The 24,761-nt window shown below is 42.1% G+C and carries 29 protein-coding genes and 1 pseudogene; 27 read left to right on the top strand and 3 right to left on the bottom strand.

Annotated elements, in window-relative coordinates:
• Window positions 1-116: 116 nt before the first annotated feature.
• Genes G4Y78_RS20080 through G4Y78_RS20060 form a run of 5 tightly spaced genes read left to right on the top strand, consistent with a single transcriptional unit; the run spans window position 117 to window position 5,321 of the window.
• On the top strand, window positions 117-569 hold the full coding sequence (locus tag G4Y78_RS20080; RefSeq protein WP_163834699.1) for a phage terminase small subunit P27 family: 453 nt from the start codon (window positions 117-119) through the stop codon (window positions 567-569).
• Window positions 566-2,263 carry a terminase large subunit gene (locus G4Y78_RS20075; RefSeq protein WP_222937543.1) on the top strand — a complete coding sequence of 566 codons (1,698 nt, stop codon included), beginning with the start codon at window positions 566-568 and terminating at the stop codon, window positions 2,261-2,263. The genes G4Y78_RS20080 and G4Y78_RS20075 overlap by 4 nt, the downstream gene beginning before the upstream one ends.
• Window positions 2,260-3,468, top strand: a complete 1,209-nt coding sequence (locus G4Y78_RS20070; protein ID WP_163834698.1) for a phage portal protein — start codon at window positions 2,260-2,262, stop codon at window positions 3,466-3,468. The genes G4Y78_RS20075 and G4Y78_RS20070 overlap by 4 nt, the downstream gene beginning before the upstream one ends.
• Window positions 3,455-4,105 (top strand): HK97 family phage prohead protease, encoded by a 651-nt coding sequence (locus tag G4Y78_RS20065; RefSeq protein ID WP_163834697.1) that lies wholly within the window; start codon window positions 3,455-3,457, stop codon window positions 4,103-4,105. Before G4Y78_RS20070 ends, G4Y78_RS20065 begins: the two co-directional genes overlap by 14 nt.
• Window positions 4,106-4,109: 4 nt before the next feature.
• Entirely contained in the window at window positions 4,110-5,321 is a 1,212-nt protein-coding gene (locus G4Y78_RS20060) for a phage major capsid protein (protein ID WP_163830733.1), read from the top strand.
• 46 nt (window positions 5,322-5,367) lie between these two features.
• Here G4Y78_RS20060 and G4Y78_RS20055 read toward each other — a convergent pair whose 3' ends face one another.
• Complete coding sequence (locus tag G4Y78_RS20055; RefSeq protein ID WP_163830732.1) at window positions 5,368-5,559, bottom strand: hypothetical protein; 192 nt, start codon at window positions 5,557-5,559, stop codon at window positions 5,368-5,370.
• Window positions 5,560-5,703: 144 nt separating this feature from the next.
• Here G4Y78_RS20055 and G4Y78_RS20050 point away from each other — a divergent pair, with 144 nt between their 5' ends.
• The 8 genes from G4Y78_RS20050 to G4Y78_RS20015 all read left to right on the top strand — a co-directional run bounded on the left by G4Y78_RS20050 (window position 5,704) and on the right by G4Y78_RS20015 (window position 9,298).
• Window positions 5,704-6,012: a head-tail connector protein gene (locus G4Y78_RS20050; protein WP_163830731.1), complete on the top strand. Its 309-nt coding sequence runs from the start codon at window positions 5,704-5,706 to the stop codon at window positions 6,010-6,012.
• Complete coding sequence (locus tag G4Y78_RS20045) at window positions 6,009-6,329, top strand: phage head closure protein (protein WP_163830730.1); 321 nt, start codon at window positions 6,009-6,011, stop codon at window positions 6,327-6,329. The genes G4Y78_RS20050 and G4Y78_RS20045 overlap by 4 nt, the downstream gene beginning before the upstream one ends.
• On the top strand, window positions 6,319-6,729 hold the full coding sequence (locus G4Y78_RS20040) for an HK97-gp10 family putative phage morphogenesis protein (RefSeq protein WP_163830729.1): 411 nt from the start codon (window positions 6,319-6,321) through the stop codon (window positions 6,727-6,729). The genes G4Y78_RS20045 and G4Y78_RS20040 overlap by 11 nt, the downstream gene beginning before the upstream one ends.
• On the top strand, window positions 6,722-7,582 hold the full coding sequence (gene gp17, locus G4Y78_RS20035) for a tail completion protein gp17 (RefSeq protein WP_163834696.1): 861 nt from the start codon (window positions 6,722-6,724) through the stop codon (window positions 7,580-7,582). Before G4Y78_RS20040 ends, gp17 begins: the two co-directional genes overlap by 8 nt.
• Complete coding sequence (locus tag G4Y78_RS20030; protein WP_163834695.1) at window positions 7,557-8,129, top strand: phage baseplate assembly protein V; 573 nt, start codon at window positions 7,557-7,559, stop codon at window positions 8,127-8,129. Before gp17 ends, G4Y78_RS20030 begins: the two co-directional genes overlap by 26 nt.
• Before the next feature lie 77 nt (window positions 8,130-8,206).
• Complete coding sequence (locus tag G4Y78_RS20025; protein WP_163834694.1) at window positions 8,207-8,626, top strand: hypothetical protein; 420 nt, start codon at window positions 8,207-8,209, stop codon at window positions 8,624-8,626.
• 67 nt (window positions 8,627-8,693) lie between these two features.
• A complete protein-coding gene (locus tag G4Y78_RS20020; protein WP_163834693.1) occupies window positions 8,694-9,029 on the top strand; it encodes a GPW/gp25 family protein in 336 nt (111 codons plus the stop codon).
• Window positions 9,026-9,298, top strand: coding sequence for a baseplate J/gp47 family protein (locus G4Y78_RS20015; RefSeq protein ID WP_163834692.1), 273 nt, complete (start codon window positions 9,026-9,028; stop codon window positions 9,296-9,298). Before G4Y78_RS20020 ends, G4Y78_RS20015 begins: the two co-directional genes overlap by 4 nt.
• 143 nt (window positions 9,299-9,441) lie before the next feature.
• Here the strand turns inward: G4Y78_RS20015 and G4Y78_RS20010 are convergent.
• Window positions 9,442-10,967: pseudogene (locus tag G4Y78_RS20010) on the bottom strand (IS3 family transposase).
• A gap of 83 nt (window positions 10,968-11,050) precedes the next feature.
• Between G4Y78_RS20010 and G4Y78_RS20005 the strand changes: the two are divergent.
• The 9 genes from G4Y78_RS20005 to G4Y78_RS19965 all read left to right on the top strand — a co-directional run bounded on the left by G4Y78_RS20005 (window position 11,051) and on the right by G4Y78_RS19965 (window position 18,503).
• Window positions 11,051-11,722 (top strand): baseplate assembly protein, encoded by a 672-nt coding sequence (locus tag G4Y78_RS20005; protein ID WP_163834691.1) that lies wholly within the window; start codon window positions 11,051-11,053, stop codon window positions 11,720-11,722.
• A 4-nt stretch (window positions 11,723-11,726) separates the two neighbouring features.
• Complete coding sequence (locus G4Y78_RS20000; RefSeq protein WP_163832310.1) at window positions 11,727-12,422, top strand: phage tail protein I; 696 nt, start codon at window positions 11,727-11,729, stop codon at window positions 12,420-12,422.
• A gap of 2 nt (window positions 12,423-12,424) precedes the next feature.
• Window positions 12,425-13,741: a phage tail protein gene (locus G4Y78_RS19995; RefSeq protein ID WP_163834690.1), complete on the top strand. Its 1,317-nt coding sequence runs from the start codon at window positions 12,425-12,427 to the stop codon at window positions 13,739-13,741.
• Between the two features lie 59 nt (window positions 13,742-13,800).
• Window positions 13,801-14,997 carry a phage tail sheath subtilisin-like domain-containing protein gene (locus G4Y78_RS19990; protein ID WP_163834689.1) on the top strand — a complete coding sequence of 399 codons (1,197 nt, stop codon included), beginning with the start codon at window positions 13,801-13,803 and terminating at the stop codon, window positions 14,995-14,997.
• Window positions 14,987-15,490 carry a phage major tail tube protein gene (locus G4Y78_RS19985; protein ID WP_163834688.1) on the top strand — a complete coding sequence of 168 codons (504 nt, stop codon included), beginning with the start codon at window positions 14,987-14,989 and terminating at the stop codon, window positions 15,488-15,490. The genes G4Y78_RS19990 and G4Y78_RS19985 overlap by 11 nt, the downstream gene beginning before the upstream one ends.
• A gap of 60 nt (window positions 15,491-15,550) precedes the next feature.
• A complete protein-coding gene (locus tag G4Y78_RS19980; RefSeq protein WP_163834687.1) occupies window positions 15,551-15,823 on the top strand; it encodes a phage tail assembly protein in 273 nt (90 codons plus the stop codon).
• Between the two features lie 103 nt (window positions 15,824-15,926).
• Window positions 15,927-17,927, top strand: a complete 2,001-nt coding sequence (locus tag G4Y78_RS19975; RefSeq protein WP_163834686.1) for a phage tail tape measure protein — start codon at window positions 15,927-15,929, stop codon at window positions 17,925-17,927.
• The gene (locus G4Y78_RS19970; RefSeq protein ID WP_163834685.1) at window positions 17,924-18,331 is read left to right on the top strand and encodes a phage tail protein; all 408 of its coding nucleotides are present in this window, start codon (window positions 17,924-17,926) and stop codon (window positions 18,329-18,331) included. Before G4Y78_RS19975 ends, G4Y78_RS19970 begins: the two co-directional genes overlap by 4 nt.
• Window positions 18,300-18,503, top strand: a complete 204-nt coding sequence (locus G4Y78_RS19965; RefSeq protein WP_163834684.1) for a tail protein X — start codon at window positions 18,300-18,302, stop codon at window positions 18,501-18,503. Before G4Y78_RS19970 ends, G4Y78_RS19965 begins: the two co-directional genes overlap by 32 nt.
• Window positions 18,504-18,547: 44 nt before the next feature.
• Here G4Y78_RS19965 and G4Y78_RS19960 read toward each other — a convergent pair whose 3' ends face one another.
• On the bottom strand, window positions 18,548-18,841 hold the full coding sequence (locus G4Y78_RS19960) for a hypothetical protein (RefSeq protein WP_163834683.1): 294 nt from the start codon (window positions 18,839-18,841) through the stop codon (window positions 18,548-18,550).
• 142 nt (window positions 18,842-18,983) lie between these two features.
• On the opposite strand from G4Y78_RS19960, the gene G4Y78_RS19955 reads away from it, so the two are divergent.
• From G4Y78_RS19955 to G4Y78_RS19935, 5 genes are all read left to right on the top strand, one after another.
• Complete coding sequence (locus G4Y78_RS19955) at window positions 18,984-19,919, top strand: contractile injection system protein, VgrG/Pvc8 family (RefSeq protein WP_163834682.1); 936 nt, start codon at window positions 18,984-18,986, stop codon at window positions 19,917-19,919.
• Window positions 19,920-20,106: 187 nt separating this feature from the next.
• Window positions 20,107-20,916 (top strand): FRG domain-containing protein, encoded by an 810-nt coding sequence (locus G4Y78_RS19950; RefSeq protein WP_163834681.1) that lies wholly within the window; start codon window positions 20,107-20,109, stop codon window positions 20,914-20,916.
• 82 nt (window positions 20,917-20,998) lie between these two features.
• Entirely contained in the window at window positions 20,999-22,174 is a 1,176-nt protein-coding gene (locus tag G4Y78_RS19945; protein WP_163834680.1) for an HAD family hydrolase, read from the top strand.
• On the top strand, window positions 22,174-23,973 hold the full coding sequence (locus tag G4Y78_RS19940) for a glycosyltransferase (protein ID WP_163834679.1): 1,800 nt from the start codon (window positions 22,174-22,176) through the stop codon (window positions 23,971-23,973). Before G4Y78_RS19945 ends, G4Y78_RS19940 begins: the two co-directional genes overlap by 1 nt.
• Window positions 23,957-24,604, top strand: coding sequence for a hypothetical protein (locus G4Y78_RS19935; RefSeq protein ID WP_163834678.1), 648 nt, complete (start codon window positions 23,957-23,959; stop codon window positions 24,602-24,604). The genes G4Y78_RS19940 and G4Y78_RS19935 overlap by 17 nt, the downstream gene beginning before the upstream one ends.
• Window positions 24,605-24,761 lie beyond the last annotated feature (157 nt).

Genomic DNA, 24,761 nt, shown 5'->3' with positions numbered 1-24,761 from the left:
CCTGCTATTAAATTCCTGCAAGGGGAGGGGCGGGGTTAATCTCTGGGGCTTGTAGCTAGGTATCGAGCGTTTCAAGAATTTTTTTATTCCCGCGAAATTAAAAATTACAACATGCGATGGCTAGAGGTCGAAAACCAAAGCCCACCCAGCAGAAGTTACTCGCAGGGAATCCCGGCAAACGGGCTTTAAATCATGATGAACCGAGTTATGGTGCACTGACTAATGTTGACCCGCCTGCCTGGTTGGATGCCACTGCTACGGAGTTGTGGGGCTATCTAGCCCCGAAGTTAATCAAGAGTGGTGTGTTAACTGAAGTCGATTTTCATAACCTGGAAATCTTTTGTACGGCATACGCGCGTTGGCGTGCCGCTGAAGCAGCGATAGAACAACACGGCATTATGGTCACAGATAACAACGGTAACTTAAAGAAAAACCCGGCTTGTACCGTGGCGAACGAATCCATTAAACAGGTGGATAGCTACGGTGCCAAGTTGGGTCTTGATCCTGCCAGTCGTGCTCGATTAGCGGTTGGCCAGCCAGCGGAAGAAACCAACGAATTTAATTTATGATGAATTACGAGCGCGCTCAACATTACGCGAAGGCGGTGGTCGCTGGTGATATACCGGCTTGCCAATACGTTATTCAAGCATGTCAGCGCCATTTAACCGATTTAACCCAAGTTGATGACCCTGATTTCCCTTATTATTTTGATGAGGAAAAAGCCGAGCGTATTTGTAAATTTGTTCAGCTACTGCCGCATACCAAAGGCAAGTGGGCCTCTAAAAAGCAAAATATTCAGTTAGAACCCTGGCAGTGTTTTGCGTTTGGTGTGCCGTTTGGCTGGTGCAAGAAAAAAGACCACACCCGCCGTTATCGTGAGGTGTATTACGAAGTCCCCCGTAAAAACGGCAAGTCCATTTTGGCGGCAGGCGTTGGCTTATATTGCTTTGCCATGGATGGTGAGTTTGGTGCGGAAGTGTATTCAGGTGCCACCACTGAAAAACAAGCCTGGGAAGTATTTCGACCGGCCAAAATCATGGTCGAGAAAAGGCCGAAGCTGCAGGAACATGCGGGCATTCAAGTCAACGCCAAAAACATGCATATTGTATTAGACCATGCCCGCTTTGAACCGTTGATTGGTAACCCGGGTGATGGTGCTTCACCGAGTTGTGCATTAATTGATGAGTACCACGAGCATCAAACCAGTGATTTATACGACACCATGCGTTCAGGCATGGGAGCGCGGGAACAGCCATTATTATTTGTGATTACCACGGCAGGCTTTAACATTGCTGGGCCTTGTTATGATAAACGACAAGAAGTGATTAATATCCTTAACGGTTCCGTGCCGAATGATGAACTGTGGGGACTCATTTATACCATTGATGAAGACGACGACTGGACCCAACCGGAAGCATTAATCAAAGCCAATCCGAATTACAATGTATCGGTATTGGAGGATTTTTTATTATCCCAGCAAGCCAGTGCCGTTGCCAATGCCAGCCGCCAAAATCCATTTAAAACGAAGCACCTGAATGTTTGGGTCAATGCCCGAGAAGCCTGGATTAATTTAGTCGATTGGCATCGGTGCTGTGATAAAGGGTTATCCCTTGATGATTTTAAAGGGGATGAGGCTGTTTTTGCGATTGACCTTTCATCACACATTGATATTTGTTCTTTTGTGCAGGTATTTACCCGTCAAGTCGCAGATAAACAGCATTATTATGCCTTTTCTCGTCACTATTTACCGGAAGACACGATCTATGACGAGAATAATAAAAACCATTCCGCGTATCAGCAGTGGTTAAACGAGGGTTATTTAACGAAAACTGATGGGGCTGAAATTGATTACAGCCAAGTCAGGCAAGATATTCTAGAACTATCCGAGCAGCATCAAGTCAGGGAAATTCCCCACGACCCTTGGGGCGCGGTACAACTGGCACAAGAGCTGGATCAATACCATTTAAATCCGGTTAAATTTCCTCAAACCACCTCCAACTTTTCACCGGCGATGAAAGAGTTAGAGGCAGCGATAAAAGCGCAGCGACTTCACCACGATGGCAACCCCATCTTAACTTGGATGATGTCGAACGTCACGGTGAAAGAAGACGCTAACGAAAATATCTTTCCGCGCAAAGAAAAGCCCCATAATAAAATTGATGGTGCCGTTGCATTAATTATGGGTATTGGTCGCTCCATGCTCGACGATGATAATCCTTCATTAAATAAAGTGTACGAAAACCACGGCATTCGTTTTCTATGAGTTTTTTTAAAAAACTGTTTACCAAAAGTCAGGCGGTCCCATTTGATTCGCATGCTTTGCTGCAAGCGTTAGGCATGGGTTATGAAACCGATACCAATATCACGGTTACGCCTGAGAGTGCCATGCGTTGTTGCACGGTGTTTTCCTGTATTCGGGTATTGGCTGAATCGGTTGGCCAGTTACCGCTGAATTATTTTGTGCAGCAAGGTGAAAAACGGGTAAAAGCCACTGGGAGTCGTCTTTATAGCCTACTTAAACTGTCGCCGAACAGTTATATGACGTCCCAAGAGTTATGGGAGTTGTGCATTACCCATTTATGTTTGCGCGGTAATTTTTACGCCTATAAAAATACGGTAAAGGGTGAACTACGGGAACTATTACCCTTAAACCCGGATAACGTAGAACCCAAATTACTGGACAATTACACCCTGGTTTATGATGTCACCTTCGCTAATGGTAGCCGCGACATTCTTACCGCTGATGAAGTGTTTCATGTGAAGGGGTTTTCCGTTGATGGCATCAAAGGTGTGTCACCCATTAGCTATGCCCGTAATGCCATTGGCTTGGGTTTAGCCACGGAAAAACACGGTTCGAAATTATTCAGTAATGGGGCACGTCCTGGGGGCATTTTAAGCACGGATCAGCAGTTAACGGATGATGTGGTTAAGCGTGTTAAACAAAGTTGGGACGATCAATATCAAGGGTTAGATAACGCTCATAAAGTCGCGATTTTAGAGGCTGGCTTAAAATGGGTGAGTGTGGGCATGACGTCAGATGATGCTCAGTTTTTAGAAACCCGCAAATACCAACGTTCGGAAATTTGTGGATTATTTCGCGTGCCACCCCATATGGTGGGTGATTTAGAAAAAGCCACGTTTTCCAATATTGAACATCAAGCCCAAGAATTTGTGGTCAATGCACTGGTGCCGTATTTAACCCGGATTGAACAACGTATTCAGGTGAGTTTAATTCCTGAAGCCAAACGTGCCAGCCACTTTGCCAAGTTTAATGTGAATAGCCTGTTGCGAGGGGATATGAAATCCCGTGCTGAGTTTTACACCAAGCTGCAACAAACCGGCTCCTTATCCCCCAATGAAATTCGGGCACTGGAAGATTTAGACCCAAGGGAGGGCGGTGATATTTATTTAACCCCCATGAATATGCTGATTAATGGCAAAGAGCCAGAAAAAAATGAAACTCACTAAGATTGCTAAACCCTTTGAAATTAAATCGATAGACGAGTCAGGGGTATTTGCGGGTTATGGCTCGGTGTTTGATGTGGAAGACAGTTACGGTGATGTGGTTGAAAAAGGCGCTTTTTTACAATCACTGAATCAGTGGCAACAGAAAAATAAATTACCCGCTTTATTGTGGCAGCATCGTTATGACGAGCCCATCGGCGTCTATACCAAAATGATGGAGGATAACCACGGCCTGTATGTAGAGGGCAAATTATTAATAGACGATGATCCCTTAGCGAAGCGGGCGTATGCCCATTTAAAAGCGGGTTCAGTCACCGGGTTATCGATTGGCTTTACTCTTCCCAAAGGTGGTGGTGAATGGGATGAAGACACCGACACCTATCGTCTAAAGCAAGTGAAATTATGGGAAGTGTCCTTAGTAACATTTCCTGCCAATGAATCGGCCACGGTGGATGGCGTTAAATCCGCCATTGACGGTGGCCCCAAAACCTTTGAGCGATTCCTGCGCGAAGCCGGTTTATCGCGAGCCCAAGCCAGAGGCTTAATGGCCGATGGTTATCACGCCTTGAATCAGCGCGACGCTGAGTTATCAAGTACCGTGAATCAATTGCAATCCCTTATTCAAACCTTAAAAGGATAAATGAATGGCTTACGCTGAAGAGATTAATAAGACAATTGAGGCATTAGGTGGTGCCTTTAATGAATTTAAAAAAACCAATGATGAACGCTTAACGACCTTAGAAAAAGGTGACGCGCTGGATGGATTGGTGGAAGGCAAACTGAAGTCAATCAATGACAAACTTTCGGAACTGGAAAAGCTCAAAGGTCAGTTTGAAGAATTGGAAACCAAAGCGAATCGCCCCGGCAGCACGTTTGGCGGTAAACAACAAAACGCCGAATATGAAAAAGCCTTTGATCAATTTGTCAGAAAAGGTAAAACCGACCAGATCGATGATTTAAAAACCAAAACCATGCAAACCGGCAATGATGAGGATGGCGGTTATGCGGTACCGGAACAATTAGACCGGCAAATTATCGATTTTGGCCGTGATCAAGTGGTGATGCGTTCGGTTTGCGCCAGCCAAACCTTATCGACACCTGAGTTTAAAAAACTACGCAAAGAAGGCCGAGCGACATCGGGCTGGGTAGGGGAAACCGACCCAAGACCACAAACGGATACCCCTAAACTCAAAACGATTACACCCACCTGGGGAGAGATTTACGCCAATCCTGAAGCCACGCAAACCATGCTGGATGATGCCTTTTTTAATGTACAACAGTTTTTAGTGGGGGAAGTTGGTGAAGAATTTAGCGAACAAGAAGAAATTGCTTTTACTCGCGGTGATGGTAATGACAAGCCAAAGGGATTGTTTGCTTATCCTCGCACCCTAGAAACCGACGACAAAAGAGCGTTTGGCAAATTGCAGTATTTGGATACCGCCACCGCTAAGCTCGAAGCAGATGACCTGTTAAAGCTGTTGTACGCTTTAAAACGTAAATACCGCACCGGTGCTCGCTGGATGATGAACAGCACCAGTGTTGGGCAAGTACGGCTGATGAAGGATAATGACGGTAATTATTTATGGAGCCCTGGTTTACAAGCCGGTGAGCCGTCGAAACTGCTGGGCTATTCGCTGACGGAAAATGAGCAAGTCGATGACATTGCTGCGAAAAAAGCGCCGATATCCTTTGGTAATTTTAAGCGGGCGTATTTGATCTTAGATCGGATTGGTACACGGGTATTGCGCGATCCCTACACCAATAAACCCTTTGTGTCGTTTTATACCACCAAGCGGGTGGGGAATATGTTGTTGGATAGCAATGCTGTTAAGGTATTACAAATTAAAGCGGGATAATTAGAGGCGGGGATTCCCGCCTTTTTTAATCGCCCAGTGCATATGGTTAGTATTTGCATGTACTTCCCTCATAATCCCATGCGCCACCCGCATCTAAACAGGCATCAATTTGTAATGCGTTGGGATCAAAATCATGGAGCGCATAAATAATACCTGTCGCGGCCAGCCAAAAAAGAATAGCCATACCGCCCAAAACGGCAATAATAATTAACAACTTCATTTTGATGTTTTTACTCACAGTACAAAGAGCCTCACCAGACGTTTAAATTATCCATCTCAATATACTACTGGTTATTGAAGCAATTGGTGTGCATTAAATTTGCAAATTTTGTGCAGAAAGGCCCTTTATTTATTGTTGCGCGGTTAATATTAGGCAATCACTATGCTTGAACTCAACCTAGTTAAAAAACACCTGAATATTGATGAAGAAATAACCGAAGATGATGCCTATTTACAGGTATTAACCGAGGCGGCTATCGCTCATTTTGAAAGCACGACACAACGCTTGCTAGTGCAAGAAAACCTCACTGATACCGCCGTGGTGATCACCCGTGAAATTGAAATTGGTTTACTCATGCTCATTGGCCACTGGTATAACAACCGGGAGTCTGTAGTGATTGGCGGGGTTGTCAGTGAATTACCGTTATCTACCCAAACGATTTGGAATAAATACCGTTTTAAATCCCTATGAGAGCTGGACGTTTAAAACATCGTATTACCATTGAAAAACCTGAGTTAACTAAAGATGAATTTGGCCAGCCCACTAAAACTTGGGTCGTGGTATGTACAACAAGAGCCGCCATTGATCCCATATCAGGTAAAGAGTTTTTTGCTGCCCAGCAAATTAATAACGCCATTAATTACAAAATAACGATGCGTTATCGGCCAGGCATTAAGCCGCAGTGTCGGGTGAAGTATAAAGATCGGCTTTTTGACATTCACGCAGTACTCAACCCCAAAGAAGCCAATCGCGAATTACAGCTGATGTGTGAAGAACATGGAACTTAATCTGAATTTAACCGATGTGGAAGAGTTAACCGAGCAGTTTCGTGATGTAGAAGAAAAGCTAATTAATCGGGCGGTACGGCAAGGCTTGTTAGAAATTATTAAGCCGGTTAAAAAGCAGATGAAGCAGAATGCACCGGTTGATACGGGTGAACTAAAAAAAGCGATTAATCATAAATCCTTTGCTAAAGACCAATTTGCGGTGGTTTATTCGGGCATTTCGCAAAAAAAGCATCAGCCATCCGTCGTACAAAAAGCGTTAGCCATGGAATATGGCAACAACCGGCAAAAAGCTAAAAAGCCCTTTATTCAACCCGCTGTTGATCAATCCAATTTTTCCAACGCTAAGCAGGAGGTTATCGAGCTGATTGAAAAAAGGCTTGATGAATTGCTAAATGATTGAAATTAAAATCCAACAAGCCTTGTCCGCATTAGTGGATGATCGAGCTTACCCAACCATACTACCTGAAAAAGCCAAATACCCAGCCATCACTTACCATCGGGTGAATGCAGCTCAAGGCAGTGGCCGTATTAATACCACTGAGATCAGTGGACAAAACAGCGTATTTCAGGTGGTTGTTTGGAGCCAAAATTATGGCCAAGCACATTTGCTACAAAAGCAGTGTATAACTGAGTTTGCCGGTTTAGGGCTGCAACTGATATCCAGTGCGGATGGCTTTGAGCCAGAAAAAATGCTGCACTCGGTGATTATGGAGTTTGAGTGCTGGGGTGATTTAGCCTTAGTGGCAGATCGGCAAAGCACCCCAGACAAAAGCCCAATTAAACAGTTTTTAAATAATGTACAGCAGCAGCTGTCTATGGTTTCCAATACCGCGCTGACTGATTACCAACTAGTTCAGCCAGTATTACCCGCCATTGTCCTTAAGCTACGACAAATTAAGCCTGCTAACGATTGGAGTGGGCCGGGCGCAGTAGAATGTAACTTAACTGCCTATTGCTGCCACCAAGTTGGCTACGCTGGGGATTTGGCGACTCAAGTATCATTACTGATTAATGCAAATCAATGGGACTTAGGCGACGCGCTGGACTTCCCGAAAAACATTACCGCTGATCAAGAAGTTATGTCACTGGGTGAGACACCCTACGAGCGCTGGCAAGTGAATTGGCAGCAAGTGATTAGAACCGAAGCATCAATCTGGCAAGACAGCGGTACACCACCAACCACTGTCTTATGCAGTGACGCCCCTGAAATTGGAATCCCTCATAAAGATGACTACCGAGTTGTTTCGCGTTAATGAGCTTTACCGGCTTTTAGTTAACTTAATTCGCCCTGGCACCATTCACCAAGTGGATCACCAACGCACGCGCGTCAGAGTGCAAATCGATCAATTAACCTCTGGCTGGTTACCTTGGTTAACCACCAGAGCTGGCCATGACCAAAGCTGGTGGGCACCGGAAGTGGGTGAGCAAGTCATTGTGTTATCCCCCAGTGGCGAATTAGCCAATGGTTTTGTGTTACCGGCTGTCTATCAAAACAAGTACCCAACCCCTAGCCATGATCCAGATGAGTGGGTATGGCAGTTTAAAAATCATGCCCGGTTTAGCTATCACCGAGGCAGTGATGAATTAATCATTGAGTTAACCGGTGCAGGTAATACCAAATTAATTAGTCCCGAAGGTATTCATTGTGTCGGTGATTTATTGGTTGAGGGGAATATTAAAGCCACTCAAGAAATAACCGACCACACGCGAAGTATGCAAGGTGATCGGGATATTTATAACGGCCATGGGCATGATGTGCCAGGTCATGGTACAGCGGTGCCGACAGGAGCTAAACAATAGCATTGCCAAACAGCGTCTGTTCAATTAATATACACGCGCTACAAAATCTAGGATTAAAGCACGTTGTGGAGAAATTAGTGAAAGAGCCTTATGCTGTACCAGAATCAAGCCTTGAAGACTGTAAAATAGAGTCAATGAGTACGTGGGCTGTACTGCTATCACTAGGGCTGATTGTTTTATCTTTATTTATCCATATTGGAGTAATTTTTGTTATTCCACAATTTCAAAAAGTATTTGCTGGTTTTGGGGCTGATTTACCAGCTATTACCGAGTTTGTTTTAAGTACTTATCGGTTTTATTTCTTAGTGTTTCTGGTTCTTTTACCTATTTGCACTCTTATTTACAGAAAAAAATTAATTTACAAAGGTAAGGAAAAACGCCGTAAAAACCCAATGCTTGCTTTTTCAGTTTTAATATTCGTGTTAACACTAGTTATAAATGGATTTTCGATGATTTCTATGTATATACCTATATTTTCTTTAGGATCAGTGGTATAAAAATTTTATAATGACATTAAATTTTAGTTGTTAATCGTTTTAGTAATTAACTCCTCTAAAATATTTTATGAAAGGCACTCACCGACAAACCGGTAAACCCCTTTCTAACCTCTATCACCTCCGCCAATCCATCACTGACATTCTAACCACCCGCATTGGTACCCGACTGATGCGGCGTGACTATGGCAGTCGTTTACCTGAATTAGTGGATCGCCCCATGAATGGTCAGTGGCTAGTGGAAATCTATGCGGCCACCGCTGAAGCCTTAATCCGTTGGGAACCTCGTATAAAGGTCACCAAGGTGCAAGCGTTTCGTGGTGAACCTGGCGAGTTATTGATTGCGTTAGAAGGGATTTATTTACCCGAAGGCAAACCCATTACATTGGATGGCATCATTGTATGAGCGAATTTACTGCCATTGATTTATCACAGTTACCCGCGCCAGATGTGATTGAGCCGATTGATTATGAAATGGTCCTAGCATCCATGCTAGATGATTTACAAAAGCGCGATAGTAGCTTTACAGCCTTAGTCGAATCAGACCCGGCCATGAAGATTTTAGAAGTCTGCGCGTATCGCGAAATGCTAATTCGCCAGCAATCGGTGTTTGTCAACGTAGTTGTCGTGTTATCTTCTTATCTTCATCGAGCTATCTCAAAACGTGAGGCATAATAAATATTAATAATCAATTTAGGGCTAATTATTAATAACACAGACAACACCCATTGCTCCTTCTGGTGGACGCCTTGCGATGCAAAGCATCCATCCTCAGCAGCTTCAATTAAAGAGGGGAGTTGCACAGTTTTAAATGGATATTAACGAGTTTGATTTCTCTCAGGGTTTAAGTGGACTTCATCTGCCAACTCCCAGTTTCGTATATTCCCACTCCATCGGTTAGGGGAAGCTGCTTTAGCTTGCTCATAAACCTGTTTCCGCCGGCTTAAAATAACTAGGTCTTCACCTGTATGGCGTTGTACCGGTGTTACAAACTTTAATCCACTATGCTGATGCTCATGGTTATACCAATGAACAAATTGATCAACCCACCGTTGAGCGCTTTCTAATGAGGTAAACCCTTGGTGAGGGAAATCTGGTCGGTATTTAGTGGTCTTAAATATGGACTCTGCATAAGCATTGTCATTGCTAACTCGCGGTCGACTATAAGAAGGCTCAATACCAAGTTCAGCGAGTTTGACTTGTAAAGCGCTTCCCTTCATTGGACTCCCATTATCTGAATGTAATATCAGGGGCTGCTGGTGAATTTTATGGAGATTTTCCCGCCAGAAGGCTTTCTGTATTAAGTCTGCCGCTAGGCTACTACGCTCACAATCGTGCACCTCCCAGCCAACCACCTTGCGGCTGAAAACATCAAGGATCAAATACAGGTAAAAAAAGATGCCGGTGACGGGACCTGGCAACCAAGTGATATCCCAGCACCAAAGTTGATTAGGGCCTGTCGCCGTGTGGGTGGTTTTCGGTTTGGGTTGACGAGATTGGGTCTTCCCTCGATGGGTTGATAACCCTTCTGCCCGCATGAGCCGATAAAAGCTGGCTTCACTGGCAATATACTCACCTTGATCTGCTAATTTAGGCACAATCTGAGAAGGTGGGAGGTCAGCAAACTCCGGTGAATTCAGCGTTTCTCGCATCTGTTGATGAACATTGGGAGGCAGCTTATTAGGCGGCAATGGACGCTGTGCAGTGGTGCGGCCATCCGGTTGTAGCTCACCGCCTTGCTGCCACCGTTGATAAGTGCGCGGGGTTAACCCTAATACTTCACAGGCCTTAAATTGCCGAGCCCCTGCAGTTGTGGCTTCCCCAATTAACTGAACTGTTTGTTGCCTATCCGCATACGACGTTAGGCTTCCTCGTCCGGTCCCCAGATTGACTGAGCTTTTTTTTGAAGGACTAACAGGGCCGCGGCTTCGGCCAGTGCTTTTTCTTTTCGCTTTAGCTCTTTTTCAAGTTGTTGGCACCGCTGCTTTTCCACTTGCAAGCTTTTCTTTAGCTCCTGGGAGGGTTGCTCTGGCTGAATAAATGCCTGTTTCCACTGCTCAACTTGCTCAACATACAACCCTTTTTTTCGGCAATAGGCTGCTAGCTCTGCTTGAGATAAGGCCGCTGTCTCAATGATCACATTAAGCCTTTGTTCTGATGACCAGCTTTGATTTGATGTTTCTTTCGGCATGTTGGCAGATTGACTTCGCACTTTGGTTTTCCAAGTATGCAGGGTTGACTGAGGAATGCCAGTCATTTTGTGTACCACTGGGACTGATTTATTTTCGGGTGGGAGCAATAGCTTTAAGATATTTTCTTTTTGCTGTTTGGTATATTTAGCCATCAGTTATCTGTCGTCATCTCAGTGAATAAAAACGACAACTAGCCTGACAGAGAGGGCAATTTAATGAACGAGCAAAAGCGGTCATGTTAGCTTATGCGCAAGGTTCGGATTTAGATCATTTGGGTGCGAATTACGGCGTTAAACGTAAAGTGATTAAACCGGCTGATGATAATCAAGTGCCACCCACACCTGCTGTGATGGAATCTGATGAAGACTTTCGTCGTCGCATTCAATTAGGCCCTGAAGGGTATTCAACCGCTGGCCCGGTTGGGGCATATTTAGCCCATGCCCATAATGCCCATGATCAAATTGCCGATGTCTCGGTGTATTCTGATCAGCCGGGCGAGGTGGTTATTACTTTTTTACGGCGACCATTGGCTGATGAAGCGGATATGGCACCGGATGAGGAAATAAAACAGGCGTTGTTAACCGCGTTAAATGATGAAGATGTCAGGCCATTAACTGATCATATTACTGTGCAAGCGGCGGAAATTATCGACTATGCCATTGATGCGAAACTGCATGTACAACAAGGGCCGTCTTCCAAAACCATTATGGATACGGCGACGGCTGCCTTAAATACGTATGTTGATCAGTGTTATAAGCTGGGTAAAACCGTCGCCTTATCGGGTATTTATGATGCGTTGCATATGGGGGGCGTTACTCGCGTCGAATTAATTGCTCCAACTTCTGATATTCAAGCCAAAGTTTTTCAAGCGCCTAAAGCTAAATCTATTTTCATTACCCTCGCATAACTTCATGAGTTTACTACCGAATAACACCACTCCTTTAGAGGAAGGGTTAGCCGACAGTACCCGTCGTATCAGTGAAATACCCGCTTACCCTAATCACGTCTGGCATCCTGAGTCTTGCCCGGCTAATTGTTTACCCTGGTTGGCTTGGGCCTTATCGGTGGATGAATGGGACGAAGCTTGGGAAGAGCAAACCAAGCGTAATGTCATTAAGGCATCCATTGAAGTGCATCGACATAAAGGCACCCTTGGCGCGGTAAAAAAAGCGTTGGCTGCAACAGGTGTAGATATCACGGTAACCGAATGGTTTGAATATAACGGCCAGCCTTATACGTTTAAAGCCGATGTGAATTTAGAAACCCGTGGCCTTACTGAAAAAGAATACGACAATATTAATCGGCTAATTAAGCGTACTAAAAATGTTCGGAGTCATTTTGACTTAACCGTTTATTTAACCAATAAAACAAAAATGCCGCGTGTGGCAGTGACATGTCAACAAGGTCAACAAACCACGGTTATTCCCTATTTAACCAAAGAAATGAATAGCCAGCTGTGTACTTGTTTGACGTCCGGTTACCAAAGTGCTGTGACACACCAGATTTATCCATTTATTACAACGCAACTGACAAGCAACATTTGCCGGGTACTGGTGACGGGCTATCAAGCAGTTAATACCATCACGATCTATCCCAAAGGAGCCTAAATTTGAATCAAGAATACTTTAGTCTGCTCACTAAGCTTGGGCAGGCCAGGATTATTAATGCCCAAGCATTGGGTAAAACGGTTAAAATCACCAAACTGAAAGTGGGTGACGGTGGTGAAGATGGCGGTAAAGAAACCAACCCCAAAGAAACGGATACATCACTGGTTAGAGAAAAATGGCAGGGGCCTATTAATAGTATTTTCCAAGACCCGGATAACGATCATTGGCTGGTGATTGAAACGGTCATCCCTGAAGAAGATGGTAACTTTTATATTACTGAATTTGGACTGTATGATACAGATGATAATTTAATTGCCATCGGTAAATACCCGAAAACGTATAAACCCACTTTGGCTCAAGGTAGTGGTAGTAGCCTATATATAAAGGTTATTTTTGAGCTAAGTAATACAGCGAATGTAGAACTTAAAATTGATCCTGCAATTGTATTGGCTTCTCGCTCATATGTTGAAAACTTGTTAGCCAATAGTTTTTCACAAATACCGGTTGCTGCAGAAATACTGAATGACGATAACCGGCTTAAAGTCAATCTGAGTAGCCAATTATTAACGATAAAGCCCAATCAAATTATACGCTGGCGCGGGTGGAAAAACTTCAATACGGCAAGTTATTCAGAAGGTGAACGTACATTCTCCTATGAGCAAGACAAAACCTATCACTTACGATGGTCACCTTCTACAGGCTTCAATTTAAGAGACTTAGAGGATGGCACGTATAATACTCATGGTTTGGATGAACAACATGTATCTTTTGATTCAAGCTATGACGATGTGTTGTTAGGGAAAATTGAAAGCAGTGAATTTTACCCAACGATCATTGCATCTAAACGGATATATCGACCACAAGTTTCCGGCAAAGGTACGCTATGGTTACCGCTAGGCTATCGAGATCGTTCTTTTCGTTTATTAGTCACAATTAGAAATCAACAGCAGAAAGGAAATATTTTAATCCAGTCAGTTGATAAGGCGCATACTGCATTATTTACCATGAGAGGAAACAAACATGGTGACAACATGAGTGTTGAACTAGATAGTGATGATGAATTTTGGTTGACCAGCAATAACAGTAACGGTGAAGTCAGTATTAGTACATTAACCGGTGATATCATTGATGACTTGCTGTATATGCAAAACCATCAAAGTGAATATGTGAAAAAAGTTAGCCCGGACGATACGATTGATGGTGATGAAGAACTATTTTCAATGGGAATAAAGCGCTTAACGACTGAACAAGTTAAAAAAGGGCTACCACTGGAATATGAAGATATTGAAAGTGCCACTATTACCTTCGAAGTCTTTTAAATAAATTTACCCTACCTTGTATTTTTGACTTCATTCTTTAATCATAAAAAGGAACCCCCATGCCAGGTGAATTTCTCCATGGCGTCGAGGTCGTTGAAATTGACAGCGGCCCACGCCCCATACGTACCGTTAAAAGCAGTGTGATTGGTTTAGTCGGCACAGCCCCCGACGCGAAAGACGACGTTTTTCCTTATGACACCCCGATTTTATTAGCCGGCAGCTTAAAAAAAGCGAAAGCACTCGGTAAGCAAGGGACGTTACCAGCCGCCTTGCAAGGTATTTTTGATCAGATTGGGGCGATGGTGGTGGTTATTCGGGTTAACGATAAACCGCCTGTATCCCCAGAAACCACAGATAATGAAAATACGGCACTGAATGCCATTATTGGTAAGCAAGGTGAACCTAATACCGGCATGTATGCGTTGCTGGATGCTAAAAGTACGGTCCATGTCGAGCCCCGGATTTTAATTGCCCCAGAATTTTCACATATCAAGGCCGCCGCCCAAAAGTTGGTGCTCGTAGCAGAGCGATTAGGCGGTATCGCGATCATTGATGGCCCTAATACGACCGGTGAAGAGGCGGTTAAATATCGTGATGTATTTGGTAAGCGTTACGCTTACCTAATCGATCCGTGGGTTAAAGTCTGGAATAGCGACATAAACGAAGGTAAAGGTGGCATTGTCATTGAACCCCCTTCGGCTCGTGTGGCGGGATTAATGGCTAAAATTGATAACGATCATGGCTTTTGGCATTCCCCGTCGAATAAATTAATTAACGGCATTTTAGGTACGGCTCGACCGATTGATTTTAAATTGGGGGATAAAAACTGCCGAGCCAATTATTTAAATAGCCATGATGTCACTACCATTATTCAAGAAGACGGCTACCGTCTCTGGGGTAACCGGACTTGTAGTGGTGATCCGAAATGGGCGTTTGTCAGTGTAGTGCGTACCGCAGAAATTATTTATGACTCACTGCAACGGGCACACCTATGGGCAGTGGATCGTAATATCACGAAAAACTACATCGCTGATGTCACTGAAGGTGTAAATAATTATCTGCGCCGGTTAAAAAATATCGGTGCTATTTTAGGTGGCACTTGCTGGGCTGATCCTGAATTAAATACCCCGGATGCTTTAGCCGATGGCAAGGTGTATTTTAATTTTGATTTTACGCCCCCCGCACCAGCGGAACATATCACCTTCAATGCCACCTTAACCGACGATTATTTTAAGGAGGTGTTTAATGCACGCTAATCACGTCGCTTATGCCACGTTATTTATTGATGGGGCTAGCCAAGCGGGACGGGTCCAGTCCATTACCTTGCCCAAGCTTACCCTTAAAACTGAAGAGTTTAGAGGTGGCGGCATGGATGGAGTAACCCATTTGGATTTGGGGATGGAAGCCATGGAGCTGAGCTTTACCATTGACGACTGTAATACCGACGTCCTTAAGCATTTTGGTTTTCAAAAAGGCAAACAGGTGCCGTTTAATATTAAAGGCGTCCTGCGCAATCCTGGCCAGGGTGAACAAGGGATTGATGCGGTCTGTCGTGGTTTGGTCAGTGAACTGGATTTTGGGGAATGGAAACAAGCGGAATTATCCAGCTTAACCGCCACCCTCAAACTGGATTACTACAAACTCACCATTAACAACCAGCTGATTTATGAGATTGATGTGGTTAACCATGTCCGTAACGTAGAAGGCACTGACCACATGCAAACTATCCGTGAATTATTAGGCTTATAAAAAAACCAACTATCTCAACCAGCTAACAAGCAAACAAACACACAACACAATAGGTACACCATGAGCGAAATTATTAAATTAAATTACCCCATCGAAATCAATGGCGAAGTCATTAACGAAGTCACCTTACGCCGCCCTAAAACCAAAGACATGAAAAATATTGAAAAACGCGGTGGCGGTGAAATTAGCCAAAGTATCCATATGATTGCGGATTTATCCGGCTTGGATATTAAAACCATAGAAGAGTTAGATGCCGCTGATTTTCAACACTTGAATGATGTGGTGGCGGGTTTTTTAGACTCGACTGGCGATCGGTCCAGCAAATCTGTTTAAACCTGTCTTATTACCTGCGAGGTACGCCATTGTCTGAGCTGTTAGACATGGACCTCGACGACTTGCTTGATTGGTATCAATCCCTTCCTAAGCAACCATAATCATGGCCAATAAACTCAATATTGCTATTGGCGCTTATATTGATAAGTCGCTGGCAAAAAGCTTTAAAAAAACCGAATCCGCTGCCAGTAAATTAGGTAAAGCCTACCGGGAAACCAATAAAAAACTGGCCGCTGTACGACAGGTAGATCGGTATCGCCAACGCTTGGCTCAATTACGTCGGCAACAGCAACAAGCCGGGGGAAGTAATCAACAGTTAGCCAATGCGATTCGGCGTACCGAACAATCCTTATCACGGGCCTCTCGCTCTGCACAACGCTATGGGGTGAATTTAAATAACCTAGCCCGCACACAGCGACAGTTGCAGCGTACTGCTCGTTTTCAAGGACTTCAGCAATCAGGGTTGAGACGGCTTGGCCAGTTAAAAACTGCCGGTAAATGGGCGGCCGGTGGATTAGCCGGGGCAGCGGGTGGCCTATTGGCCATGGTTAAATCCACGGCTGATCGTGGTGACCCCATTGCCAAGCATGCAGCTAAATTGGGGTTTACTGTTGAAGGACTCCAAGAGTATCAATATGCCGCTGAACGCTCTGGGGTATCGACGGCACAGTTTAATACCGCTTCCCAACGGATGGTACGACGGGTGTCGGAAGCGGCTGCCGGGATTGGTAAAACCGGTAAAGCGCTCAAAGAATTAGGGCTAGATGCTAAGTGGTTAAACTCACTGAAACCTGAAGAGCAGTTTGAGCAAATCTCAGAAGCGATGAAGCATATCCCCAATAAAGCGGATCGTGTACGACTGGCCATGAAGCTATTCGACACTGAGGGTGTTGGGCTGGTGAATATGCTGAATGGCGGAAAAGCGGGCCTTGAAGCATTAAGAAAAGACGCCAGAGCGACTGGTAATATAATTTCTAAAGAAGATGCTAAAAATGCCGAGGATTTTCAGGATGCCTTTTTAGACTTTAAACAAATCATTGGCAGTGTCAGTACATCCATTGGGGCCAAGTTTATGCCCTTGGTTACCCGAATGATGATTAAGTTTAAAGCCTTTCATGAAAAATACGGTGCTCGCTTTAATCAATTGCTAATCCACATAGCAGATTCCTTAGTGAATGTGGGTCGCTTTATGTGGAGCCTGGGTAAAACGGTATTTACCGTTGCCAGTCAAATTAATCATTTTATTGAGGCCACTATTGGCTGGAAAAATATTGCGGCTGTTGTAGGCGCATTAATTGGGGTGAAATTAGTCGGTGCCGTATTAGCAGCAGGAACGGCAATAGTGGCATTAATTCCAGCCATTAAAGCTGTGGGCTTAGCCATGATGGCCAATCCCATTGGCTTAATCATTAAACTTATTGCTGTTGGCGCTACGTTGATTTATACCAACTGGAGCACCGTTTCTACCTTTTTAGGGGATACATTTGATTCGATTGCTAATGCTTGCAGCTATGCATTTGAAATAATTAAAAAATACTTTCTCAACTTCACGCCGCTTGGTTATATCGTTTCTAACTGGGATAGCATCAGTGATTTTTTTAGCAAACTATGGGATGGGATTGGTAAGGCATTTGATGGTGGAGTAACAGGTATTGCCAGAAGCTTTTTAAGTTATTCGCCGTTAGGGTTAATGATGAAAATCTGGCAGCCCGCCATTAATTGGCTACGTAGTAAATTTAAATGGATTAATACCGCCATTGAAAAACTAAAAGGCATTAAGCGCTGGTTTACGGGTGATGACGAAGAAGAAAAGCAAACCGTTGCAGGCAAAGTTAATCAACGGATGGAACAACGCCGAGCCCAGATACAAGCGACACAAGGCGTCAATGCCAAACAAATCGAAAGGCGGCTGCAGCAAATCAACCAACAAAAAAACATGAATGCTACCACCCACATCAATGCACCGATCACGATTCAGGGGGCAACAGGCATGTCAGCTGAAGAAATTGCTCAGCAGGTTAATGCCAAACTTGAAGAGCGCGAGCAGGAAGCTGAAGCCAGGCAGCGAAGTGCTTTATACGACATGGATATGGCGACTCTATGAGTTATACATTGCTTAAGCTGGGTGATTTTATCTTCTCGATTAAAACAGCCAGCTACCAACAACTACGTCAACAATGGCAATTTAAATGGGCTAGTCAGCCTATTATCGGGGGTTATCCCCAGCAGCAGTATACCGGGGAAACCGTGCGAACCATGACTTTAACCGGCACCATGTACCCTGGCCAGTATGGCAGTCGTGATAGCCTGCTTCATATGGTTGAGCTGGCGGGTACAGGTGCGCCCTTTATCCTGGTAGCCGGTACTGGTGAAATTCTCGGCTACTGGTGTATTACCCAAGTCAGTGAAAGCGGTTCCTACCCGGATAAAGAAGGCAAGTGCCGTAAGATTGAATTCAGTGTGAGCATAACCTACTATGGCGACAGTCTACCGAACCAAAGACGGTGATACCCTGGATTGGATTTGTAAGCAGTATTATGGTAATGAAAGCTTTGTGCTGCAGGTGTTAGATGCCAATCCTAGGTTAGTGGAGCAAGGGCCAGTTTTAGCTGCAGGGATTGAGATTAAACTACCTAAGCTTGTCCTTAAAGCCCAGGTGTCTGAGAATTTATGGTCCTAATTTATTTCATCAACTTAAAAAATATAAAGATAATTAATTTCTTATTACCAAGAGCCAAACATTAAAAATACTGGCACTAAAGATAGGCGTGTTATAACAACAGGGAGCCAAATAGATTCCCAGTCTTCACCTATAGCTAATTTTAAAACGAGAAGCATAACACCCAAAGAAATTAGTCCTGCTCCAGCAGTAGGAATAAAAGCCGCACACACTCCTGATGCAATGCAGGCTACTACAGGTTGCCAAATTTTATATTCGATTTTCAATATTTTTAATACAAAACAAAGGATTAATGATCCACCAATAGCATATATCAACCCAAACTCAATATTTTCCATCTTTATTTTTACTCAAATTAGGTTTCGGCTTCTAAAGCACCTTAAAGCTAAGCCAATAAAAAAGAACGAATTTTAATCAATTTGCTTTTTTGTTACAAGAGTAATTTAAAAATATAGGTATTTTCTTTTACAGTTATTCACCATGTTTATAAAGCATCAAGTCACCATACCATCGTTCCCCATTAACATCCAAAACCACCTAATCAGCCTAGAGCTTACCGATGAAGCGGGTATCAAGTCAGATAGCGTAACCCTTAAACTTTCTGATCATGATGGCAATTTACCGATACCCGCCAAAGGCACTAGGCTATCAGTCGCTATCCAGAACATTCATATGGGTGATTTTATTATTGATGAAGTGTCACTTTCTGGCCCACCTAACCAAATGACCATTCAAGCTAAAGGGGCAAACCTTCGATATCAACTCCGTAGCCCTAAATCACGCTCATGGCATCAAAAAAAGTTGGTAGATATTGTCACCACAGTGGCCAATGACAATGGTTTGAAACCTAAAATTGCAGAAGTATTTACCTCCATTGTCATTGATCATATAGACCAGACAGAAGAATCTGATATTAATTTTTTAAGTCGCATTGCGTTAGATCATGGGGCAATTGTTAAGCCGATGATGGAACATTTAGTGTTTGTCGAGCGAGGAAAAACTAAAACGGCTACTGGTAAACAATTGTCACCTATAACAATTTCTAAAATTAATAAATGGAGTTTAAAAGCACCTGACAGGCAATATTATAAAAGTGTGATGGCTAAGTATCACAGCGCTGAAGGTGGTAAGACAGAGCATGTTAAGGTGGGTAATGGCGAACCGACCTATACTATTAAAATGGTATATCCGACCAGGGAAGCAGCCAAAGCCAGTGCTAAAGCCAAACTAAGTGGATTAAATGATACAGAAGCCAGTTTAAGTATAACTGTAGTGGGTAATCCTGAATTAATCGCTGAACGGCCTGTGATTATTCAAGGAGTAAGGATTGGCGTTGATGGTCGGTGGGTGGTAAAGAAGGCAAAGCATTCGGTAAGTGCTTCGGGGTATACAACAGGTGTCAGTTTAGTTAAGTGATGTATAAAGCGAGTTATGCGTCAGCATGACACAAAATATTAGGCCACTCAGACGTGTAATAGAAATATAAAACTCATTGAAGCTATTAAAAATCAGCTATTTATAGAGAGTAGTTAAATATTAATCTGGATATAAAAACTATGAATTTAATCAGTTAATGTTAATTAGGTTATAACTAGGAATCACGATGGATACTAAAACCATAAGAAATTGGAGCGAATTTGATGAGTTTGTAAGGTGTAAGCATTTTCGCAAGTGGATTTATAGGGGGCAGTCTGACTCGAGTTGGCCTCTGGAAAGCTCATTACATCGTGCATTCGAAGAAGCTCAGTTAATACATAAATTGAAAAATGGCAATGAGAAGCGATTAAGTAGGTTTGAGCATGAAAAGGTAATGATAGACCGTTTCAAATGTAACGCTCATTTGTATCTTGATCACTTGCCTCAATTTGAAGATCATTTAAGTTGGTTGTCTTTGATGCAGCACCATGGAGCCCCAACAAGACTGTTGGATTTTTCGTTTTCGCCCTACGTTGCGCTCTACTTTGCCTTAGAGTTTGGTGAAGAAGATGCCTCTGTTTATTGCATTAGTCATGATGCCATTCGTAATGATGATGATGAATACTTCGGAAAAAATAGACTCAAAGTTTATTCAAGAATACTTGAGCCTATTAGCTCAAAAGATGATCCTTGCCTTTTTGCTTTTGAGCCTACATTCTCTAATCAACGATTACTCTCGCAACAAGGGTTATTTGTAGCTACGAACACTTTAGACTTAAGCCATGGGAAGATCTTAAATGATTACAATATTCATAATGGTTATGTACTTAAAATTATTATTCCTGCCAGTCAGAGGCTTGAAGGCCTTCGACAACTGAACAAAATGAATATCAATTCAGCCAATATATATCCTGGTTTGGATGGTTTTTGTAAGAGTATGCGCCGACAACCAATTTTTGGTCTTGAGAGGCAAAAGAGAATCGGTAATGAGCTGTAACAAAGCACTGTAGCGGACATACCACTGAATGTAAGTCTTATGTCTTAAGTCAACCTATCTCGTGACATTTGATGAATACCCAATGAAAACTATTATTTGGGACTTCGACAACACTTTGGTAGATAGCAATAGAAGGATTCGTGAAGCCCTAGTAGCTATGTATTCCCAAGTTCCAGAAACTACATGGCATAACATTCAGCAAGCGCTCCCCATGTCATTACAAGGGCTATACAACATACTCAAGTCTAGCAATCTAGAGAGCCGAGAGTATTCAGAGTTTGAAATTTTATTCAATAACGCGCAACCCAAAAACCCATATCTGTTACCGTGCATCAAGGAGATACTATCTATACCTGATATAGCGGAGTGTGAAAATATAATCTTCTCAAGATCAAATAAAGACTTTATTGTAAATCAAGTAGCTAATAACTCACTTCCTTTTTCATTTGATGATATCTATTCGGATTCAAACAAATACATTGACTGTGAGTCACTATGTCGATTTATCCAGTCGATTAATAAAACATTTGAAGAATGTATTTACGTCGGAGACTCTTCGAAAGACAGAAATTTGGCTGCGCGAGCCAATGTCAAGTTCATTAATGTTCGTGACTTAATCAATAATGGACTTACCGAATTCAAGGATACATTACTAAATGAAACTGTGTCTAACCCAGAAATGCTTCAACTACAATATCAGTCTCTACGTAGAGAAGTCGCTGAGTTACAAAATAATAATGCATCCGGTGTATCGATGATTGTTACTGCATCAACAGTTATCTGGGGTTTCTTTATTACAATTTCATTGTCAAATGAAGTACCTTTTTTACTTGGGTTTTTATTTACTTTGCCCGCTGTATTAGCAATGATTGCGCTTTCCAGTTATTCTGTAAATAGCAAGAGAGTTGCCAATATTGGTGCTTTCTTAGCTATTAGGTACCAGAAATATTTCAACGCAAGAGAGAATTGGGAATTTCAAATATCCAAGTTTGCAAATCTTGCAGTCATTGATCTATCATCTAACATATCTATTAAATTGTTATATCAAATAATATTTCGAATCAGTGTTTATGGAGCTTTGGTAGTCCTGTTTATAAACTTGTTTTTTCGAGACTTTATGCCATTAATGATATTAGACCAGGCTATCACTTCTTTAATTGCACTATCAATAGCTATTCCTAGTTACTTAATCAAGAAAAAGGATATCAGCTATAGGAAATTACGATGCTGTCTTGATAAGTACTGGTCAGATAACTAATGATAATAGCAATACATCTAACTCATGAAGCACCACCTGATAAAGTAGCTGGAATAGGGAAATGGTTAAGTTATCTTCTCGATTCGCAATCATCTTGCAATGCCGTCAAACACATCCCTCTAGCTATGAGTTTTCCTGGCTTTCATAACTATAAAGGTGGACTATCTCAAGAGGGTTGGTATCGTACTGAACCTTCTGGTCACTCCAGCAATTTTAGCGAAAGCCTAATAGAACAAAACGAACAGCTTTTTACGTTATTTGAGAGTGTTATTAATCATCTGGATCAACCCTTAAATAGTATTATAGTTCATTGTCACGATTGGTTGTGTTGGGTGGCCGCAAAAAAAATTCGGCAAGAATATTCTTGTCCAGTAATTTTGACAATACATACTGTACTGAACGTCAGGCTCAAAAAGGGGTTTCTGGAATTGCCAGATAAGAAAGGGCTTAATTTAGCCTTAAATTTACAAAGGGAGGCAGCAAAAAATTCTGATGTCGTAACGTTCTTTGATAAAAAATCGGCTTTAGATAGTACTCTGTACTTTTCGATTCAAGGCATAAAAGAGGTTCTTCCTCTAGGTATTCCCATAAAAAAATATTCCAAGCAGTATTTTTCCCCAATTAACAGATTGCGTATTGGCTATTTAGGAAGATATGCATCTGAAAAAGGGTGTGATTTACTATGTGATTTCATGAAATACTTAGGGCCCACGGCAAAACTATTTCTTGCTGGTAGTGGACCATTAGCGAAACAACTTCTGTGGAGCCTATCATTTAATGAAATTTCTTACGAACATCAAGGATATGTTTATAATCTAGAAAATTTCTTTCAGAATATTGATGTGCTGATAATTCCCAGCTTTTATGATCCTGGACCATTAACTGCACTAGAAGCTATATGCCATGGAACTCCTGTTGTACTAAGCAGTCGATGTGGAATTAGTCATTATCTAAAAGGCTACACAAAATGTATCTCAATTGTAGAACCAAACAGCATAGAGTTTGGAAAATCAGTTATGTATTTAACTAAATATTGGCCTGAATGGAATGCTGAGTTACGGAGAGTTATTGGCAAACTATGTCAAAGTGAACTAGATATAAATAGAACTATAAGAAGACTTAAGTGTATATATAATTACTCTCTTAAAAAGGAAAAAATTAACAACATCATTCTCGATATAATTGAGTGCATTCCAAATGGTATTGGAATTAAGTCTATATATCTATTTGGTAGCACACTACAAACAGAACACTCAAGAGATATCGATTTGCTTATTCTTGTCAGTGAGTGGTCAAGTCATTTGGAGGGTGAACTACATATTAATGCAAAGATAATGAATTATAATATACATACTGACTTTGGTATTAGCCTAAATGACGATAAAAATCAGCTACACCTATTGTTTATAACTAGCCAAATAATGGAGTTGCTTTCGCCTTTATTTTTGCACCAATCTATTAATAATGGAATCTGCATTTTTGGTAAAGAGTTGGCAGTGAAAAAGCCTAACCTACACCAATTAATAAACTCTGAGGGCGGGCTATATAGCGCATTAAGTCAAATCAAAAATGAATTTTTGTTGGTAAACAAATGGTCATATAATAAATTAATAACAATTCAATATATTTTGAAGCCCAATGACTTACCGAAGCTATTAGAATTTTACTTGAGAATGTCTAGGTTGAACATCATGGAAGTTAGCGGATTCTGCTCTGCTCTACCAAAAAGTTTCGAAAAGAGAATAGCTGTTAAATGGATAAATGATCAATTGGAATATCTGCATGCAACAGCTGAATGATACTGCTTTTATTGGAATAAGTATCTTTAAACCAAGATTTATGGATAAAAAATCACTTGTTAACTACTTGAGTTTTATCAGGAAAGAATGGCCTAGGTTAACGATTGTTATTGCTGACAAGCCGGAAATTTTTAATCTACAGACAATGGAAAATATTAAATACAATCAAGCAATGCATATCATCACAAAAAGAGGTGTCGATATTAAGAAAAATATTCAGGAAAAGTTTAACGACGTGAATATCGTGCTGTGGCAGGACATAGAATTTAAACTAGAATCCTATGTTACAATCCTAAATTCTCACATAGAAAGCTGCGCTGAATTTAAATATCTTCTTTTTGGTACGGTAGCCGAAAACTTACGTCCACGATATGGCGATATTGAAATGAGAAAGCTATACAATCTGTCCAAATATCTAATACAAGAATTAGCACAGACTATTTACTTCAATATTGACCTTGGAATAAAGAATGAAATATATCCAGGAAAAATTGGGGAAGTTAAAAAATATGTAGCTGAGCTAATGGATCTAACATATTCCTATTATGATGTTCGGAACAGAAGTATAACAAAGCTATACACTAGGACAAGCAAACAGTCTCTTGTACCTAATAATGCCAATGATTGCTGACGTTAGCCTAAAAGTAAACTCTTTTTTAATAATTTTCATATTTTACCAGTCTACCTCTACTTGCAGTGCGCTTATAAGTAGTTTTTCCCTTGTAGAAGGAGACTTCATGTCAAAGCCTATTTTTGCCTGGATAGACGGCAAGCGTCGTTTAGTCTGA

This window comes from Spartinivicinus ruber, assembly GCF_011009015.1.
Classification (GTDB): Bacteria; Pseudomonadota; Gammaproteobacteria; order Pseudomonadales; family Zooshikellaceae; genus Spartinivicinus; species Spartinivicinus ruber.
This window is presented reverse-complemented; position numbering and strand designations above follow the sequence as displayed.